12 protein-coding genes are annotated in these 18,633 nt (G+C 59.8%); 7 read left to right on the top strand and 5 right to left on the bottom strand.

All coding sequences use genetic code 11. The annotated features are described in order from the left end of the window. Positions 1-22 precede the first annotated feature (22 nt). Complete coding sequence (locus ACOYW0_RS09350) at positions 23-2,179, bottom strand: DEAD/DEAH box helicase (RefSeq protein WP_482418250.1); 2,157 nt, start codon at positions 2,177-2,179, stop codon at positions 23-25. Between the two features lie 419 nt (positions 2,180-2,598). On the opposite strand from ACOYW0_RS09350, the gene ACOYW0_RS09345 reads away from it, so the two are divergent. Further along, complete coding sequence (locus tag ACOYW0_RS09345) at positions 2,599-4,224, top strand: caspase family protein (RefSeq protein WP_482418249.1); 1,626 nt, start codon at positions 2,599-2,601, stop codon at positions 4,222-4,224. A gap of 496 nt (positions 4,225-4,720) precedes the next feature. Then, on the top strand, positions 4,721-5,716 hold the full coding sequence (locus tag ACOYW0_RS09340) for a hypothetical protein (RefSeq protein WP_482418248.1): 996 nt from the start codon (positions 4,721-4,723) through the stop codon (positions 5,714-5,716). Positions 5,717-6,223: 507 nt separating this feature from the next. On the opposite strand, the gene leuB is transcribed toward ACOYW0_RS09340, so the two are convergent. Next, on the bottom strand, positions 6,224-7,306 hold the full coding sequence (gene leuB, locus ACOYW0_RS09335) for a 3-isopropylmalate dehydrogenase (RefSeq protein ID WP_482418247.1): 1,083 nt from the start codon (positions 7,304-7,306) through the stop codon (positions 6,224-6,226). Positions 7,307-7,619: 313 nt separating this feature from the next. Here leuB and ACOYW0_RS09330 point away from each other — a divergent pair, with 313 nt between their 5' ends. The 4 genes from ACOYW0_RS09330 (at position 7,620) to ACOYW0_RS09315 (ending at position 11,273) form a co-directional block, all read left to right on the top strand. Next, positions 7,620-8,114 (top strand): TrmO family methyltransferase domain-containing protein, encoded by a 495-nt coding sequence (locus tag ACOYW0_RS09330; protein WP_482418246.1) that lies wholly within the window; start codon positions 7,620-7,622, stop codon positions 8,112-8,114. A 96-nt stretch (positions 8,115-8,210) separates the two neighbouring features. Next, positions 8,211-8,432: a MerR family transcriptional regulator gene (locus ACOYW0_RS09325; RefSeq protein WP_482418245.1), complete on the top strand. Its 222-nt coding sequence runs from the start codon at positions 8,211-8,213 to the stop codon at positions 8,430-8,432. Positions 8,433-8,462: 30 nt separating this feature from the next. Next, the gene (locus ACOYW0_RS09320; protein ID WP_482418244.1) at positions 8,463-9,677 is read left to right on the top strand and encodes a MerR family transcriptional regulator; all 1,215 of its coding nucleotides are present in this window, start codon (positions 8,463-8,465) and stop codon (positions 9,675-9,677) included. 315 nt (positions 9,678-9,992) lie between these two features. Beyond that, on the top strand, positions 9,993-11,273 hold the full coding sequence (locus ACOYW0_RS09315) for a GNAT family N-acetyltransferase (protein ID WP_482418243.1): 1,281 nt from the start codon (positions 9,993-9,995) through the stop codon (positions 11,271-11,273). A gap of 535 nt (positions 11,274-11,808) precedes the next feature. On the opposite strand, the gene ACOYW0_RS09310 is transcribed toward ACOYW0_RS09315, so the two are convergent. Then, positions 11,809-12,768 (bottom strand): bile acid:sodium symporter family protein, encoded by a 960-nt coding sequence (locus ACOYW0_RS09310; RefSeq protein WP_482418242.1) that lies wholly within the window; start codon positions 12,766-12,768, stop codon positions 11,809-11,811. A gap of 638 nt (positions 12,769-13,406) precedes the next feature. Then, on the bottom strand, positions 13,407-15,038 hold the full coding sequence (locus ACOYW0_RS09305) for a PfaD family polyunsaturated fatty acid/polyketide biosynthesis protein (RefSeq protein ID WP_482418241.1): 1,632 nt from the start codon (positions 15,036-15,038) through the stop codon (positions 13,407-13,409). 552 nt (positions 15,039-15,590) lie between these two features. On the opposite strand from ACOYW0_RS09305, the gene ACOYW0_RS09300 reads away from it, so the two are divergent. Then, positions 15,591-16,721 (top strand): MalY/PatB family protein, encoded by a 1,131-nt coding sequence (locus ACOYW0_RS09300; protein WP_482418240.1) that lies wholly within the window; start codon positions 15,591-15,593, stop codon positions 16,719-16,721. An 818-nt stretch (positions 16,722-17,539) separates the two neighbouring features. On the opposite strand, the gene ACOYW0_RS09295 is transcribed toward ACOYW0_RS09300, so the two are convergent. Beyond that, positions 17,540-18,616 carry a M20 family metallopeptidase gene (locus tag ACOYW0_RS09295; RefSeq protein WP_482418239.1) on the bottom strand — a complete coding sequence of 359 codons (1,077 nt, stop codon included), beginning with the start codon at positions 18,614-18,616 and terminating at the stop codon, positions 17,540-17,542. Positions 18,617-18,633: the final 17 nt, after the last annotated feature.

Genomic DNA, 18,633 nt, shown 5'->3' with positions numbered 1-18,633 from the left:
CGCATAAAGTAAACGCCCAGCATTATACGGGAGAACCGGCAACGGGACCCTCCCGGTGCTCGGGAATCTCTTCCAGTGTGGTGACGATGGGGTCCCTCATGATCGCCTTCTTGGCCTCGGCTGCGGCGGCCGCTGCCTGGGGGAAGACCGCGGAGAGGGCCGCAATGTGGTGCAGGTTGTCGGCGGTGCGCAGAACCAGCCTGGAGAGGTCCCCCTCCTGAAGGCCCGAGAACCTTACCACATCGTTCCACGGGGTGCCTGCTGCCCAGAGGTACAGGGTGGCTGCCGGGTGGAGGTAGAGAAAGGGGACGTTAAATCCCCAGTCCAGCATCTCCCGGGCAAAGGGGGTGAGCCCTTTTCTGATGGTGAGGAAGGTGTGGATGAGCTTTTTGGGCAGAGCACTCCGGTCGATGCTCTCGTCGTCCCGTTCCCGTTCGTTCACAAAGGAGGCCACCATGGCCGTCATGAGGGCCGGGTCTTCGGGAAAAAGCTTCAGGCGGAAACACTCCCCCACCAGAAGGGGCGAGTCGATACGCAGGCGGGAGGCCCACTCGCCGTCGGCGGTGAGGCGGTTGTCGTCGTCCACAAATCCTTTGAATTTCAAAAACTCCAGGTGAAGGGTGAAGTCCTCCCAGAGGCGCCTGTTGTTTCGGCCTCTGCCCCGTTTTTTCTCCAGCAGGAAGGAGGCAAAGGATTTGTCCAGGAGCCCTTCGATCTGGTGGGGGCTGTGGGAGAGCAACAGGTTCAGCACCATGGAGAAGTTGATGCGAATCTGGCTCTCCACGCGCTCGGGGGCCTGGTTGGTGAGGCGCGCCAGGTGCCGGAGGTCGTTGAACTTGCCGGGCAGAATCACGGCAAAACCCACCTTGTCCTTGCCACGCCGTCCGGCACGGCCCGTCATCTGGTTGTACTCCGAGGAGGACAAGGGCATGAACTCCACGCCGTTGTAACGGTCCGAGTTCATGATCACCACGCTCCGGGCGGGGAAGTTCACCCCGGCGGCCACGGTGCTGGTGGCGAACATGGCGTCTAAAAGCCCTTCGTTCATGAGGGTCTCGATGACGATCTTCCACCCCGGGAGCTGCCCGCTGTGGTGGGCGCCCACGGCCAGGTGCTCCAAATGATAGCGCTGCTTGTGGCGGCTGAGATGGGGGTGGGCCGTGAGGATCTCGTCCACACGCTGGGAGAGAAGGTCGGCACGGGCCGGGTCCCCGGCCAGGATCTCGCCGGAGCAGAGCTCCAGGGCACCGTTGCAGTCGGCCCGGGACTTCATGAAGAAGATGGCGGGGAGCAGCCGGTATTTTTTCAGCACCTTCATGATCTCGCCCATGGGGGGCAACCGGTTGGGGGGCGCCAGAATGGGGGGATTGTCCTGATTGACGTAGGAGTTGACCTTTTTGTACAGCCCCACGCTTCCCTTGCCCCCTTTCTGGCTCACCAGGGGAAAGAGGGTGCCCGAGGGGTGGAAAAACAGGGGGTGCAGGGGCACGCTGCGCTTGGTCTCTTCGATGACCTGAACCTCCCGGCCCCTTAGGTCGGTGAGCCAGTCCGCGATCTGGCGGGCATTGCCCACGGTGGCCGAGAGCAACAGCAGGGGAATCCGCGAGGGCAGGTAGATCATCACCTCTTCCCAGACCACGCCGCGGTCGGCGTCCCCCAGGTAGTGGGCTTCGTCCATGACCACCAGGTCGGTGGTAAGGTCCCGGCCGGTGTGCATGGCGTCGTAGAGCTGGTTCCTCAGGATCTCGGTGGTGCCCACGATAATGGGGGCGTCCGGGTTGTCCTTGATGTCCCCCGTGAGGATCCCCACGCTCCCTTTGCCGAAGAGATCGCAGAAACGGCTGAAGATGGTGTTGGTCAGGGCCTTTAAGGGCGTGGCGTACCAGCACCGCTCTCCCCGCTCCAGGGCCCCCATGATGACCTGCTCGGCAATCCAGGTTTTTCCCGATCCCGTGGGGGCCGTCACCAGGCAATCCCCATGACGAACCGCCTCCACCGCTTCCAGCTGAAATCGGTCCGGAGAAAAAGGACGGGCCTCCGGGGTGCCTATCTGCTCAAAAATGGGTTTCAGCCGCTCATCGGAGCCGGCCTTGATGGTGGGTGCGAATTTTTTTCTGGGCGGCCGTCGGTGTCTCCGGCGCTTGGGGTGGGGACTGCGTCTGTGGTAATTCTGTGTCATAGGGTGAGGTCTCTAACCAGCCATAGGCTATGGATACAACGTTTATCATGGATGGCACGCCCGAAGCGTCGGACCATGTCCGGTTGCGGGCGGCGCTCAAGTCATTTGTTTGCGTATTTTTTATCAACAGCCCACTTTATCATATCCGGCCGCGTTCTGTACCACCAAAAGTCCCTTGTCATATCCCGGGCAGTTCAGAAAGAGGCAACGTTTGCCGATACCTAAAAATAGAAGAGGGGAGGCCCTTGTGTCGGTAAAGGGCTGGTCGTGCGAACGCAAACCGTCTGGAGTGCCTTGTGAAACGTGTGTTGCCTGCCTTGGTTGTTCTGTGTCTTTTCAGCGCATGTACCCAAAAACGCTTTGCCTTTGAATACGCCGGTGAGCCTGTACCAGGGCCCGGCGGGCCATGTCGTGTGCACGTGGCACAGGAAGGAGATGGGCAGCCCGGGTTTCGGGTGAAGGCGGTGCGGCTTGTGCCGGAACGGGTGGTCAAAACCCGGGTGGAAGCCAGGGGGGTGACCCGCCTGGAGATATACGGGTACGAACCCGATGCCCGGTTGATCCTGGGCAGCGCCCTCTCCACCGTGGCAGGGGTTGTGGTAACCCCGGCCATGTGCGTCAAAGCTCTTTTTACGGGCTGGGGGGAGCCCGACGGGGAGGAGGCCATGCGGCAGCGGGTTGTGGACAGCCACCTGCGCTCCTGGCTTTTCATGGGGTACCTGTGGGCTCCGGTGGACTATGATGTCGTGGATCGACGCCGGATCCATGAAGAGACCGGAACCGTCCGCGAACAAAAGGTCTGGGGGAACATCCGGGTGACCGTCATGGACGATCAGGGGCGTTCGGTGGAGACCCTGGCCCTGGGAGACGGCCTCTATCGCCCGGACGTTACCGACGCCCTCCTCGAATCGCGAACCCTGTATGTGAGCGCCTCCTGCGAGGGGGCCTCCGATGCCCAGACCCTGGACCTGCTCCCCTGGTACCGAAAGCGGTACGACCTTACCCGGAAGGAGGCCTCTGCCTTCGGCCGGCTGGACCCCGACCATCGCCCCTACCTTTTGAAACTCCCCCCGGAGCTGCGCGCCGATTTTCTCGCTTTTTCTTCACCGGAGCGAAACAGGTTTACAGAGCTGCTTCCCCTGGCAGCAATCCAGGATCGAGGGGCGGTGAAAGCAGCCCTGACCGCTGCTGTCGAAGGATCCCCTCAACCCATTGCCTCCTTTGACGATGATCTTCCTGATCTCCTTAAAGCCAGCAGCAAGGTGCAAAGGGATTCGCGGAACTGGCTCTTTGCCATGGGCATCGAGGAGTACGACCAGACCGGTCCCATCACCTATTCACGCCGCAGCGCCGAGCTCTTCACCCGGGTGGCCATGAAACGCCTGGGGATTCCGCCCGAAAACGTCTTTCTCCTGACCGACGACGGGTTAAGCGAAATCCCGGAGCTTGCCTCTCGCACCTTTCCTGCCACCGCCGCCTCCATCAAGGACCAGTTTCGATTTCTCCTGCGGGAGGCAGCCCGCGGCGACCGGATTTATCTCTACTACAGCGGCCACGGCCTGCCCTCCCTCACCCAGGGCAGCGCCCCTTATCTCCTGGCCCGGGACCAGGCACCGGACTTTGTCCACACCGACCCCTTTTTCAGGGTAGACGCCCTGCTGGACGCCCTCTCCCAAAGCCGGGCCGCAGAGGCCATCGTGTTTCTGGACAGCTGTTTTACAGGGGCCTCCGACGGATCATCCGCCTTTGGTAACGGTCGGGCCGCCACCCGCCTCGTGCCCAAGGGGATAGAGGTCGGTGACCGCCGCATGGCCGTTCTCACCGCCGGAACCGAACGCCAATTTTCCAACATGTACCCGGAAAAAGGCCACCGACTCTTCAGCTATTTTCTCATGAAAGAGCTGTGCCACACCCACCATACCCTGGAGGGCCTTTTTGAGCGCGTTCACGACCAGACCCGCCGCGTCAGCAGGGCCAGGGGCGGTACGCAACTCCAGGAACCCACCTTGAGGGGCAACGGCCAGTTGAAATTGCCGGGGAAGTAAAAAACTCCTTAGGCCTTCTATGGTTAAAATGGTGGAAAAAGCAGGCCTCCGGCGGCCAGGTGGGGGCACCTGGAAACCCTGTGGCGAATGCATGAAGTGTCTCGTCACTTGCCCACTGTCGAGGCATTCGCGTGAAGGATGACATCAGGCAACCTGTTTGAGGAGAGGTCGCATTTGGTCTTCGGAAAAAGTAACTATTCAGCTTAAAAAAACAGTCTCCGGCGGCAAGGTGTGCCACCTTGAAAGCTGGTTACGGATGCACTTTGCCCCTCGCTTGTCGCGCCGTAGCCAACCAGCGTTAGTCGAACGGTGTGGCATAGACAAGGGCGTAGGCGGATACCTCGGGCCAAGTTACATCCGTATTTGTGTCGGAAAAAACTTAAAATATAGTCTTGAAACCTGTTTGTTAAACTTTTCAAAAGTTTAGCCCCCGGCAGGGCCGCCGGAGGCTTTTATTAGACTTAGGGCGTGTGTGATGCGTTGTGCAGGATGGATTGTGGGTGTGGTTATTCTGTTGGGCTGTCTCGGTTGCGGCGGCCCTGCCTGGTATGTGAACCGGGACCTTGCGGGGCCCGGGCATGTGCTGGTGGGGTACGGGCAGGGAGAGACCATGGCGGAAGCCCGGGCGGACGCGGCACGGGAGATTGCCGAGTCATTGGGGGTCCGGGTCTCGTCCACGGGGGAGGTGGTGAGGGAGCAGGGGGCTGACGGGGCGTCGGGCTCTGCCCGGTTCCGGGTTTCCCTTGTCAGCCGGTTTGTTTTGGATGATCTCACCCCGGTGAAGCACGGCAAGGCAGGGGGCAGGCATTTTGTGGCCCTGGCCTATGACAACCGCACGTTCATGCAAAAGCTCGGGGATGGTCGCATGGGGGATGGGGATTCGGGATATGTCCATGCCTCCGGGTACAAGGCGAGCCTTCCTTTTTCGTACAGTCTTTCGTTTCTCGGCATTTTTCCCGACGACTATCATGTGGTGAGGCGGCACGGCGGATGGGCCATGGCCCTTGAGGGAAAAGTCTATCCCATTCCCCCCGAGGATTGGTTCCGGCAGCTTTTTGTGGAAAAGGCCGACAACCAGGGCTTGCGGCTGGTCGTGACGCCTTCCGGCGTCTTGCGGTCGGGGCGCTGCTATCGGGTGTTTCTCTCCCCGCCCCATCCCACAGGCTACCTCAGCCTCTACCATATCTCGGAATCGGGTCAGGCCCTGACCCTCATGGACAACCATTCCGTTACATCCTCTGAGCCCGTTGCCTACCCGGATGAGACGCATTACGCGGGGCTGGAAGCCATTGCAACCGGCGGAAACGGCAGCCGGGACATGCTCCTTGCCACCTGGTCGTCGGAGCCCACAGAATCTCCTGTGGCACCGCCCCCGGTGTCCGACACCCCATGGCCCGACACCGACACCCGGACCTTCAGCTACGGCGACCTGCTGGATGCCTTGAAAGACGCCCTCTGGGCGAGTCGGTTTGTGTGGATTCAAGGCTGGTAGGTGGCGTTTTTACCTTGGTCTTTCCGGTTCGGGAGGCCGGGTCTCTCGAATTGAGCGGGCTCCATTTTTTCCACAGGAAAGCCAGCGGTAACCACCATTGGCTTTACTTGTCAGCCACAAGAACGAGTTTACTTATCAGTAGCCCCCCCTTGTCTTCCCAACGCAAAACGGGACACAGCTTACGCTTGTGTCCCGTTTCCACAATTGGGCCCTTGCGGGCACCAACCGGCCCATGGCGGGACCGGCTATACAGGGGTGGTGAGGGCAGCAACGCCGCCCTCACCGTCCTGATCTCATACCATCTCAGTACACAGAATCTTTGTGACCATACAGGTTGCTCCTTCCCCGGACAGCCCCATTTCTGTCCATATAGCGGGGTGGTGCCAATCTGCCCATATGATCTAACCCACGGGCGCAGCCCGTCAGCGAATGTGACGGGGCGAAGCCCCGGAGCATTCACGAGCCTGGGCTCCAAGGGCTCAGCCCTTGGCCGCCGGAGGCACGGTTTTACATTTTTGCCAATTCGGCCACGATGGCGTCGCCCATGGCGGCGGTGCCCACCACGGTGCTGTTTTCGCGGGCGATGTCCGCGGTGTGGGTGCCGGCTTCGAGGACGTTGGAGATGGCCGCTTCGATGGCATCGGCCGCTTCGCCGAGGTCCAGGCTGTAGCGCAGCATCATGGTGGCGGAGAGGATCTGGGCGATGGGGTTGGCCACGCCCTGGCCTGCGATGTCGGGGGCGGAGCCGCCTGCGGGCTCGTAGAGGCCGAAGCCGTCGGCGTTTAAGCTGGCAGAGGCCAAAAGGCCCATGGAGCCGGTGAGCATGGCGCACTCGTCGGAGATGATGTCCCCGAACATGTTGGAGCAGACGAGGACGTCAAACTGGTGAGGGTCTTTGACCAGCTGCATGGTGGCGTTGTCGATGTAGATGTGGTCCAGGGTTACCTCGGGGTACTCCTTGGCCACTTCGTTGACCACTTCACGCCAGAGCACCATGGTGGTCAGGACGTTGGCCTTGTCCACGCTGGTGACTTTTTTGCTGCGCTTCATGGCGGCGTCAAAGGCGTTTCTGGCAATGCGCTCGATCTCGGCGCGGGTGTAGATCATGGTGTCGAAGGCGGTCTCGTCGGCGCCTTCGCCGTGGTGGCCTTTGGGCTCGCCAAAATAGATGCCACCGGTGAGTTCGCGGACGCAGAGGATGTCAAAGCCGTCTTTGGCGATGTCGGGCCGCAGGGGGCAGGCGTCCACCAGGGTTTTGAAGACCTTGGCAGGGCGCAGGTTGCAGTGGAGCTTGAAGTGTTTCCTCAAGGGCAGCAGGGCGCCGCGCTCGGGCTGCTCGGCCGGGGGCAGGTGCTCCCACTTGGGACCGCCCACGGAGCCGAAGAGGATGGCGTCGCTCTCCTCACAGACCGTGACAGTGGGCTCGGGCAGGGCCTTGCCCTGATTGTCGATGCCCGCGCCACCCACGTCCGCCCAGGTGTAGGCGAGTTCAAAACCGAATTTTTTCTGGGCCGCGTCCAGGACCTTGACCGCTTCATCCATCACTTCGGGGCCGATTCCATCACCGGGTAAAACCGCAATCTTTTTCATCACATCACCATGTAAAATGAGTCTTGCCGAATTCGTGGTTGGATTCGGCGGGGTTCGGGCCTGGGGAGAGAGACTCCGCACCGGGCTTATATCGTAGGCGTATGCCGTATTAACCAATACTGTATGGGCTGTAGTATTGTTTAAGTCGGTGGGGTTTGTCAAGGCGTATGTCATTCTAATATTTGTATGCGGTGCGTTGCCCGAGAGGAATAGCAAGATGGGCAAACCGGAAAGCAATCCCAGAAAAGTAAGGCCCTTGGGTTCTGGTGTATTCATCTCTTCATTTGATGAACCCAGAACCCAAGGAGTGACCATGACAATCGATTCAACGAAAGAAACCTATTCCATTTGCCCCGTGGGCCAGGTGCATGAAGAGGCCGAAGGGGGCTTTACCCTGCAGGTGGGCAAGGCTTTCAGAGAGGCCTTAAAAGAGCTTCACCGATTCAGCCACGTGCAGGTGTTCTGGTGGGCCACCGGCCATGACAACTGGGACGACAGGGCGCGTCTGCTGACGGAGCTTCCCTATGCAGAGGGCGTTGAGGCAGGCGTCTTTGCCTGCCGCTCCCCGTATCGGCCCAACCCCGTGGCCGTGACCACCTGTGCCTGCCTTCATGTGGATATGGAACGGGGCATCATCCGGGTTCCCTGGATCGATGCCCACGACGGCACACCCATCATCGACCTGAAACCCTATATCCCGGTGTCGGACAGGGTGCGTGAGGCCGTGGTGCCGGAATGGTTCCGAAATTGGCCCCAGTGGCATGAAGACGCATGGCAGCTCGAAGAGATGTTCGGGGCATGCGAATGACCTGAAAAAACCTTTGACCTGTCTACAGGTTTATAGGCTACTGAGTGGAGCCGGATAGAGTGTTGGGTTGACGGAACAGATGAAAGGAACAAGGTCATGTACACCGTTTCCGATGTCACGAAAAAACTCGGCATATCCCGCTCCACGCTTTTCCATTACGAGAGGGGTGGTTTGGTTGTGTCTGAAAAAGATCCGGTGAACGGGTACCGGCTTTACTCACAGGGTACCCTGGACCGGCTTGTGATGTTGACGCAGTTCCAGAAGGCGGGGTTTTCCCTTGCCGAGTGCCGGTGCTTTGTGGACGGCGAACCTTCTTGAGATGACAGAGCAGATGAAAGGAACAAGGTTATGTACACCGTTTCCGATGTCACGAAAAAGCTCGGCATATCCCGCTCCACGCTTCTCTATTACGAGAGGGGCGGTTTGGTTGTGCCTGAAAGGGATCCGGTGAACGGGTACCGGTTTTACTCGCAGGGTGCCCTGGACCGGCTTGTGATGCTAAAGCAGCTCCAGAAGGCGGGGTTTTCCCTTGCCGAGTGCCGACATTTTATGGACGGCGACCCTGATATGGCGCTTATCCGGGAGCGGCTCGTGCACCTGGAAAAGGAGCTTGTGGAGATGACGGTGGCCCGGGACCTGCTTCGTTCCCTTTATCATCGGATCACCGGAGATGCCCCGCCTGAGATGGCCCCAGCCGATGCCCGTGAGTGGCATGCGGAGTTTGAAAAACGCTCGGCAGATGCTCATGCTGCCTGGTTGCGAAAGATGGGGTTCAGTGAAAAGGAGGCACTCTACATTCGCTGGGTATCGCGGGACATGCACGACAACGCCACCTACGTGAATCATTTTTTCCACGTCTTCGAACAGATGAAGCGCCAGGGGCCGGGGAGCACCGAGGCGACCCTCAAGGCGTTTGGCAGCATCGGTGATCCGGAGGGAATCCGTTCCATCCTCGATATCGGATGCGGCTCCGGTTCGGCTTCCCTTGTCCTGGCCGGGGCGTGCGGCGCACATATCACGGCCGTGGACAACCACCAGCCGTTTCTGGATCGTCTTCAAGGAGAGGTGACCCGCCGCGGATTGGAAGATCGGATCACCCCCCTTAACATGAGCATGCACAGCCTCGACTTTCCGGAAAATTACTTTGACCTTCTGTGGGCCGAGGGCAGTGCCTACATTGTTGGCGTGGAGGAGGCCCTTTCTCTGTGGCGTCCCCTTATCCGCGACGGCGGCTACCTCTTCCTGAGCGACGCCGTATGGCTTACCCGTAAACCTTCCAAAGCCTGCCAGGACTACTGGCGCATTGAATACCCCCGGATGACCGACCCCGACACACGAAAAAAGCAGGCGGAAAGCCTGGGCTATGAGGTCGTGGACACCTTTATCCTTCCGCGCAGGGACTGGCAGGATTTTTACAGCGACATGAAAGTCACCGTTAAAAAGACCGTCGAAACCTTTGGCATGAGCCGTGCCCTCCGGGAGATGACCGACGAGATTCTCCTGGATGAAACCCATGGCGACGAATACGGATATGTCTGCCTGCTTTTGCAAAAAAACAAGTAACCACAGGATACCTCCGGCGGCCAGGAGCCTTTTGCTTCGTGTGGCTTCGCCCTCTTTGGTCCCCATGGCGATGCCATGAAACGAAAAATCGAATGTGATCGGGCTCAGGCGCGTAGGCCGGGAGCATTCGTGATCGGGTCCAGGGGGTGGTAAAGCCACTTTGGCAAAAGGCCCTGGCCGTCGCAGGGAACTGAACTATTGAGAGAATGCGTAAGGGTAAAGCGCCTGGTATTGCTTTTGAATCCAATAAAGACAAATGGCTCAGGGATCAAAAAAAGACATTTAATTGTGTGGAAATCCTAAGGAAAAATAAGAATGAATACTGACTATAAAATACGCCGCGCAGAATCCAAGGACGATGGAAAACGCCTTCACGACCTTTTTCAGGAGGTCTTTCACCCGGAAGAGGTGGGGGTGCTGGCAGAGACCATGTTCCACCACCTTCCGGGCATGACAAAGGAGAACTGGTTCATTGCGGAGGAGAAGGCCACCGGCCGGGTTGTCTCGGCCTTTGCCCTCATCCCCTGGGCCTGGGAGATGGAAGGGGTGCCCCTGAAGGTGGCGGAGATGGGCATCGTGGGGACCCTTGAAGCCCACCGGGGCAAGGGATTGATGCGGCTGTTGAACAAAGAGTTCAACCAGGCCCTTGCGGATGAGGGGTACGATCTTGCCGTGATCCAGGGGATTCCCGGGTTTTACCATCGGTTCGGGTTTCACTACGCCGTGGAGATGGAAAACCATATCAACCTGCACCTGGACGTCCTTCCCGGGAAGATTGAAAAGCCCCGCTTTGACTTCAGGCGGGCGGGGGTGGAGGACATCCCTTTTTTGATGCAGAAAGATGAGGCCTACCGGAGCGCTTATTCCATTGCCGTGAAACGGACGGAAGCAAACTGGCGGTACCTGTTTTCAGAAAGCCTGAAAACAGAGTACGGCTCGGAGTTCTGGGTGATGACGGATCCCAAGGGCGAGGCTTCCCATTACTTTCGTATCGCCTTGAACGGGTTTGGCAAGGGCCTTATTGTGAGTGAAGTCAGCGAAGGGGTTGACGAGGTCGCGGCACAAGAGATTCTTTCGTTTTGCAAGGGAAAAGCCCTGGAAAGGGACAAACCCTATGTCCGCCTCAACCTGCACCGGGAATCCACGTTGGGAAAGATCGCCCGGTCCATGGGCGCCCCGGAGAGTCTTCCTTACGCCTGGCAGGTGAAGGTGGTGGACAAAGAAGCCTTTTTGAAACGCATGGCCCCGGTCCTGGAGCGCAGACTGGCGGAAAGCCTTTTCCCCAGCTACACAGGCACCCTGCGGCTCAACTTGTTCGACTCCGGCATCGACCTTGCCTGGCAGGACGGTAAGCTTCACCACATCGGCCCGGCAACAGGCGAGGACTGCGATGCCATGATGAGCATGACCGACGATCTGTTTGCCCTGCTCTGCCTGGGCCATCGCTCCTGGCAGGAGATCCGCCACATCCGGCCCGATATCTTTCCGGATCTTATTTACGTGGATCCGGCCGTATGCCCCGCCTCAGGCCGCACCGCTCGCCTGGTGGATGCCCTGTTTCCCAAGCGGATGTCCTGGGTCTATTGCCAGTACTAAGGCGATGAAACCGTATCTGAGACGTTGGCGGCCCATAGAGGTAAAACGAAAACTGCCTCCGGCGGCGAGGTGAGCCACCTCGAAAGCTTATTGCGCTTGCGCATTTTCCTTCGTTCCTCAGGAAAATGCGCAAGCGCCTTCGGCTCGGGCTTTGCCCGATGCATGCGTTGGCGGTTTACGCGTGCAGCCTTACAAGCTTCTAAGTGAGAGGATATGTTATCGTAACTTGTATATTTGCAGGTTAAGCGGCCCTGTCGGGGTCAAGTTTTTGCGGAGCTTTTTTTAAAAAGCGACCTACCGGAGGCAACTGAATAGTTACAAACACCTTGAACACATGTAGCGGATGCGCTTTGGCCCTTGTTCCTCGGGGCAAAGCACACCCGTCTTGAAACGGTAGCTCCCAGCAGGGCCGCCGTAGAGATTCCGCTGAGCGTCAATTTCGTTTTATCCTTCTTCAGGGCATCTGGCCTCCACGGGCGGAGCCCGTCAGCAAATGTGGAGGGGCGAAGCCCCGGAGCATTTGCGAACCTGAGGGCTACTCCGTTGTCAGGACGGGGCAGCCCTCTTTTTTTTCTTTTTTTGCGTCCAGGGTGGTCCACACCGTGGCCAGGAAGGACCCTGACAGGTTGTGCCAGAGGCTGAAGATGGCGCCGGGAAGGGCCGAGGCCGCGGTGAAGTACTTGATGGAGAGGGCCACGGCAAGGCCGGAGTTCTGCATGCCTGCTTCGATGGCGATGGTACGGCAGGTTTTTTCATCGAGCCCCAGGAGCTTGGGGAGACCGTAGCCCGCTGCCAGGCCGCATCCGTTATGAAGGATGATGGCCAGGGTCAGGGGAAGGGCCAGGGTGGAGAGCCTGGGCTGGTTGAGGCCGATGATGATGCCGATGAGCCCCACGATGGTCACCACCGAGATGAGGGGGAAGACCGGCTGGATTTTTTCCAGGTGCTCCTGAAAGAGGGTGTTGACGAGGATGCCTGCGGCCACGGGAACCACGACGATTTTGAGGATGCTCAGGAACATGGGGAGCATGGCCACGGGCACGGTGGCTCCCACATAGAGCTGGGTGAGCAGCGGCGTGAGGAAGACCGCCAGAAAGGTGGAGGCTGCGGTCATGACGATGGAAAGGGCCACGTCTCCACCGGCCAGGAAGGCCACCACATTGGAGGCCGTGCCCCCGGAGACGCTTCCCACCAGGACCATGCCCACCATGAGCTCGGGGGACAGGCCCAGGGCTCTGGAGATGAGAAAGGCGGCCAAAGGCATGATGAGGTACTGGATGGAGACGCCCAGAAGGATCACGTGGGGGCGCTTGAGGGGCTCTTTGAAGTCCCGGGCGCGCAGGGTGGCACCCATGCCGAACATCACCACCATGAGCAGGGGGACGATGAGGGGCTTGAGTTGGGCAAAGTGCAGGGGAAACCGGGCTGCCACCACACAGATGAGAACGGCCCAGACCACAAAGAGTCGGTTAAATCGTTCGATCCACTTAAGCATGACACGTCTACTCCTGATAAAAAAGTTGGGGCTTTGTCACGACCCGGGGTGCTCTAAAAGCCATGGGGCGAAGGCGGAATCGTGACCTGTGCCTTTGGGCCAGATGATCGGCAAAGGGCATTTGGGTTTGTAGACCGGTTTGAGACGTCAAGTAAACAAGAATTCCAGGGGGCTGGGGTGTCATGCCTTGCTGTGATGCGTGGACGGGGCATGGGATGTTGATAATGGGGTGGCAAGGGAACGCAAGTCGTGGAATCAAGGGCGAATGTGCGTTTGACCAAAGACTCTGTCAGGAGGTGTCGGTTGCAGTTCTCACACCTTGCAGGTGTGAAGCATGGCAGCAGAATAGGCTAAATTTGCGGGATGAAATGATTTCAAGCGTGGAGGCAGAGCCTCCGTGCCTCATTCCCAGGCGGAGCCTGGGAACGAAAGGAGCCATATACAGTCAAGCCAATCCCACATGCCCGGCATCGTGTTTCCAGAAGAATGAAATGGGCCTCTCCTGCATAAACGGTTGCCACATGCCACACCCCACGCGAATGCTCCGAAAACGTTTGCATGATGTCTGCCTTCAAGCATTCGCCATAGGGTTTCCAGGTGCCTCCACCTCGCCGCCGGAGGCTTTTTTAAACACGTGCTCAGCGGATTTCTACAGAGCACCGGACAAGGGCTTCCCGGGTTTTGGGGAGGAACCGGATCCCGGCAAGGCTGGGGTACTGGCTGGCCAGGATGCGGGAGCGGGCTTCCACGGAGGCGCCCACCAGGAGGTTGAAGGCCACGGTGGTGACGTCCCGGTTGTCGGGGGAGGCCAGGGGCGTGTCCTTGGTCCAGGCGTTGAATGCGCCGATGGCGGGCCCGCACCAGATCTGGTAGTCCCCGGAGCGCTCCGGGATGCCCCGGATGGCCCAGAGTGAGGCCTGGCCGAGGTAGCTTCGGAAGATCAGGGCCATGCGGTGCTTGGGGTCGGACTGGGCCTTGGCCAGCTGGGAGGGGTCCCGCTCTTCAAAAAAAGCTTTCGTCTCCTGCCATACCTGCTCCAGGGGCTTGCCCAGGATTTTTTTCTCCACAAACATACGATCGGACTCGGGCAGGGCCTCGATGCTCGGGTGCTCCTTGTAGAGGGCAAAGAGCTTGGCCGCGCGCATGGCGAACATGGTGCCCCGCTTGAGCACCTGGACCTTGCCCCCCATCTCGAACATGTCGGCGGCAGGCGCCATGGTAACGTCGGCCTGGCGGGCCTGGGCCAGGGCGGCCTTGACCGGTTCTGCTGTTCCCGCCTCCACGCAGGCCTGGTTGATGGTGCCGGTGAGGACGTAGTCGGCGCCCATGGCGTAGGCGGCTGTGGCAGACACGGGCGCGGCAATGCCCCCGGCCAGGCCCACACCGATCTTTTCAGGGTATCCGTGGGTCTCCATGAGACGGTCCCGCACGGCCTGGATGGCAGGAAGCAGGGCCAGGGCAGGGCGGTTGTCCGTGTGGCCCCCGGAGTCGGCCTCGGCCGTGATGTCGTCGGCCATGGGGATGCGGGGGGCCAGGGCCAGCTCGGTGTCGGTGATGAGTCCCCTGGCGTGGAGCTTTTTGAGGATCTCCGCAGAGGGCGGGCTCATGAATTTTTCGGCGAGCTCTTCCCGGGAGAGTTTGGCAATGACCTTGTTGGGCGTGATCACCCGTCCGTCGTCGCCTAAATAGATGCCGGTGACCCGGTAACGCACAAGGGCCATGGTCATGGTGAGAAAGGCCGCGGCGCTGACGCAGCGGATCCCTTCGGAGAGGTAGAGCTCGCACAGGGCCATCTCTGCCTCGGGGGCGCCGTGGTGGTGGAGAAAGTTGAACCCAAAGGGAAACGGCTCAGCCGCAGCCGCTTGTTTCAGACGGGCGATGGCCTCTTTGATGCGGGGGAGGGTGCAGCCCCCGGACCCAAAAAATCCCAGCATGCCGTTTTTCCCGGCAGCCTCCACCATGGCCTCACTGGTGATGCCGTTGGCCATGGCCCCCATAATATAGGGAAAACGCAGGCCGTGGCGCTTGAGAAAGCTCCGGGACCCCAGGGCAGAGATGGGCAGGGCGCGGACCGTGGCCAGGGCGGGGTGCCACTGGTCACCGGGTTTGTCGCACCCCAGGCGGATCTCTCCGGAGGTGTGGGCCTCGGGCCCGTTTCCCTTGTCTACAAGGAAGAAGGGGCTGTCGATGGTTTCAAGGGCCTTTCGGACATCCACGGCAGAGTCGTCAGGGGAGGTGGCGCGCCACCAGGAGGGTACGGATTCGAACATCGGGTTTTTCCACTTGGGTTCGTGCAGTGAGAGGGCCATCAGGAGGCGATGGAACCTCGGGTGCTGGTTATGTATTCAGGCTCCGGCCTCGCATCAGGGGCGATTGTCACTTCCTTGGGCGTGGGGTTTCCTGAACCTTGGTGTTCAGGGGGAGCTGATCATATCGTGTGTCGGTTCGGTTTTCGGAAGGATTTACATGCTAAATGGTCTGGCTGTCAAGGATTCCTGTTCGGGGAACGGCGGAGGTGTTGCGAAAATCGTGTCGGGTTGTGCGGCCTGTGATGCTTGTTTGATGCCCCTCGCTTTACCGGGTACACCGGAATTTTCGACGGTATTTTCCAGGCAGCAACCCCGCTTCCCTGACAAAGACCTTTCGTAAATAGCCGCTGTCCGCGTATCCCGACTCCCATGAAGTTTGGCCCCCGGCAGGGCCGCCGGAGGCTCTTTTGAGCTGAATGGTTAGCGTTTTTTCTGGTGCCTTTGGTTTGTGGCGGGTATGTTCTTTGGGTAACGAAAGGGCACCTGCCTGTGACCAGAGATGAAGGAGTTGTCATGCATTTTGATAGGCCCATTGACCGCAAAGGGACATCAAGCCTTAAGTGGGATTGGTTTAAAGAGGATGTGTTGCCCCTGTGGGTGGCGGATATGGATTTTGCAGCACCCGAGGCCGTGACCACGGCGCTCACAAGACGGGCTGGCCATCCGGTGTACGGGTATACCCTTCCCTCCGATGCCCTGTACGAGGCGGTGCAGGGGCATATTGCGCGGCACTTTGACTGGCGAGTGGAGCGTGAGTGGATTCTTTTTATCCCCGGTGTGGTCACCGGGTTCAACGTGGCCGCCCGGCTGGTGGGGGAGACAGAAGACATCGCCGTGCCCACCCCCGCCTATCCGCCGTTTTTGTCTGCAGCTAAAAACGCCCGGAGGCAGATGGTGAAGGTCCACCTGCCCGTGGGGGACGGCCGACTCGTGATCAACCGCGAGGTGCTCGAAGCCCAGGTGACCCCGGAGACGAGACTTCTCATGCTCTGCACCCCGTACAACCCCGGCGGTACCCTGCTTACACAGGACGAACTCGCCGGTATCGTTGATTTTTGCGAGGAACGGGATATTCTCATTTGCTCCGACGAGATCCATGCCGACCTGGTGCTGGACGAAAAGGCCGCTCATATTCCCACGGCCTCTCTTTCGGAAAAAGCCGCCGCACGCACCATCACCCTCATGGCCCCCAGTAAGACCTTCAACATCCCGGGTCTCGGCTGCTCCATGGCCATCATCTCCGATGAGAAACTTCGCACCCGTTTCAAAGCGGCCATGGAGGGCATCGTCCCCCACGTGAACCTCATGGGATACGAAGGGGCCACTGCCGCCTATATCCACGGCGGCCCCTGGCTGAAAGAGGTCTTGTCGTACCTTCGGTCCAACCGGGACTACGCCTTTGAACGTCTTGCCGCCATGAAAGGTCTCACCCCCCTCCTGCCGGAGGCCACCTACCTGATCTGGATGGATGCCCGGGACCTGGGCGTGGATAATCCTGCCACCTTTTTCGAAGAGCACGGCGTGGGCCTCTCAGACGGCGCCTACTTCGACGCCCCTGGCTGGCTTCGTCTCAACTTTGCCTGCACCCGTGCCCTCCTTGAAGAGGCCCTGGACCGCATGGAAAAAGCGTTGGAACAACTTTAAACAAGGCCTTCTGTGGTTAACGTCGGCTCAAAAAGCGTGCCTCCGGCGGCGAGGTGAGCCACCTCGAAAGCATATAACCCTTGCGCTTTGTCCCTCGTTCCTCGGGCCAAAGCGCAAGGGCCTTCGACTCGGGCTTCGCCCGATGCAAAAGCCGGTAGCTTAGGCGGACAGGCTCTCAACCATCGAAGGTACGGGATACGCTATCATAGCTTGTCCATTATCGGTTTAACCGGACTGTCTCCCGCGGCAATGGGCCAAGCGTTCGCAAATGCTCTCGGCCCTCGTTTGTCGCGCCGTGGCCCGGTGACGTTGGCTGAGTGGTGACACGCAGACACGGGCGTAGGCGGATTCCTCAGGGCCGTCACATTCGCTGACGGGCTGCGCCCGTGGTAGGCGGTGTGGGGCATTTAACTATCTTCTTTCGTTTCCAGGCTCCGCCTGGGAATGGTGCATGGAGGCTCTGCCTCCACGCTGGAGTCCCTTCTCAATACCCCACACCGGCAAGGCGGAGCCTTGCAACAGACACTCCCAGGCCAAGCCTGGGAGCGAGAAAGATATCCGGGTTAGCACTTGGGTGGTCAGCCTTCTCATATTCTCTTCACCATCATCGCTGGCGAAGCTATTCCGGTTAACGTCAAGCGAATTCCAAATGTCCTTCATCGTGTTCATAAGAAGAGTGACATAGGCCTCTCCTGAATAAGCGGTTGCCTCATCTCACACATCACGCGAATGCCCTGTGAGCGTTCGTATACCCGCGATCTCCATGCATTCGCCATAGGGTTTCCAGGTGCCCCCACCTGGCCGCCGGAGGCTTGCTTTTAAGCCCTGCCATCCGGCAGCATGGCGTGCAGCACTTCCCAGCCCTGGGCCAGGGAGTCGATGATGAGGAACTCTTCGTGGCTGTGGAAGCGGCCGCCCTGGCAGAGGCCCATGCAGACGCAGGGCCATCCTTTGGAGAGGGGGACGTTGATATTGGTGCTCATGGGGATCTCTTTGGGGGTGATGCCGGTGGCGTCGTGGATGGCTTTGACGGCCATGGGTGCGATGCGGTGGCTCTCCACCGGGGAGGCCGCGGGGCGCTCTCCCGTGGTGGTGCAGGAGAAGGTGACGGCTTCTGTGACGTGGGAGGCAAGGCTCTCTTGCAGGTCCTGGTCCAGGCGGTTCAGGATCTTTGGGTCCACGCTTCGGAACTCAAATGTTGCCGAGGCCCCTGCGGCGATGGAGTTGATCCCTTCTCCGCCCTGGATGGTGCCGACGTTGCAGGATGCCTGGCCGGGGTGGGTGGCGGTGATGGCGCCGAACCGGTGCTTGACATCGGTGAGCAGGGCCATGAGGGAATCGATGGCGCTGGGCAGGCCGAAGTCGCTCCAGCTGTGTCCACCGGGGGCCTGGGCTGCGATGCGGTAGCGTTTGGACCCCAGGGCCGTCAGGCAGATATTGTCGAAGTTCAGGTCAAAGGAGACAAAGAGGTGAGGCGGCTTTTCCTTTTCTGCCACCAGGTGCCGGATGCCTTTGAGGTTTCCGTGGCCCTCCTCCCCGGTGGAGAAGAGGATGAGAAGCGGGCGCTCCAGGGCCACCTTGCGGTCACAGAGGTCTGCTGCCAGGTGGGCCAGGAGGGTCACGGCAGCCAGGTCGTCGGCCACGCCCATGCCCACGAGCCGGTCTTTGTCGCGGGTCACTTTGGCCTCAAACCCTTCCTGCACCACGTCCATGTGGGCATCGAACACCACGGTCTCTTCCCAGGGGCCTTCTCCGAAAAGCACCCGGAGGTTGCCGGCGCCATCCACGGAAAAGGGCACACCCCGGTCGGTAAGAAAATTCTCCAGAACCTTTCGTCTCAACGTCTCTTCCAGGCTCGGCCCGGGTGTTTCCGCCAGGGTAATGAGAAGATCCATGCAGGTGTCTTGCTGAA

It is taken from the genome of Desulfoluna sp. HI9BLuna (assembly GCF_056829775.1).
Note: the sequence above shows the minus strand (reverse complement) of the source record. Positions and strands in the feature narration are given on the sequence as shown.

Coding starts and splice junctions, on each gene's coding strand:
- ACOYW0_RS09350 (WP_482418250.1), bottom strand. CDS start 2,179: ATGACACAGAATTACCACAGACGCAGTCCCCACCCCAAGCGCCGGAGA.
- leuB (WP_482418247.1), bottom strand. CDS start 7,306: ATGAAAAAGATTGCGGTTTTACCCGGTGATGGAATCGGCCCCGAAGTG.
- ACOYW0_RS09330 (WP_482418246.1), top strand. CDS start 7,620: ATGACAATCGATTCAACGAAAGAAACCTATTCCATTTGCCCCGTGGGC.
- ACOYW0_RS09325 (WP_482418245.1), top strand. CDS start 8,211: ATGTACACCGTTTCCGATGTCACGAAAAAACTCGGCATATCCCGCTCC.
- ACOYW0_RS09320 (WP_482418244.1), top strand. CDS start 8,463: ATGTACACCGTTTCCGATGTCACGAAAAAGCTCGGCATATCCCGCTCC.
- ACOYW0_RS09315 (WP_482418243.1), top strand. CDS start 9,993: ATGAATACTGACTATAAAATACGCCGCGCAGAATCCAAGGACGATGGA.
- ACOYW0_RS09310 (WP_482418242.1), bottom strand. CDS start 12,768: ATGCTTAAGTGGATCGAACGATTTAACCGACTCTTTGTGGTCTGGGCC.
- ACOYW0_RS09305 (WP_482418241.1), bottom strand. CDS start 15,038: ATGTTCGAATCCGTACCCTCCTGGTGGCGCGCCACCTCCCCTGACGAC.
- ACOYW0_RS09300 (WP_482418240.1), top strand. CDS start 15,591: ATGCATTTTGATAGGCCCATTGACCGCAAAGGGACATCAAGCCTTAAG.
- ACOYW0_RS09295 (WP_482418239.1), bottom strand. CDS start 18,616: ATGGATCTTCTCATTACCCTGGCGGAAACACCCGGGCCGAGCCTGGAA.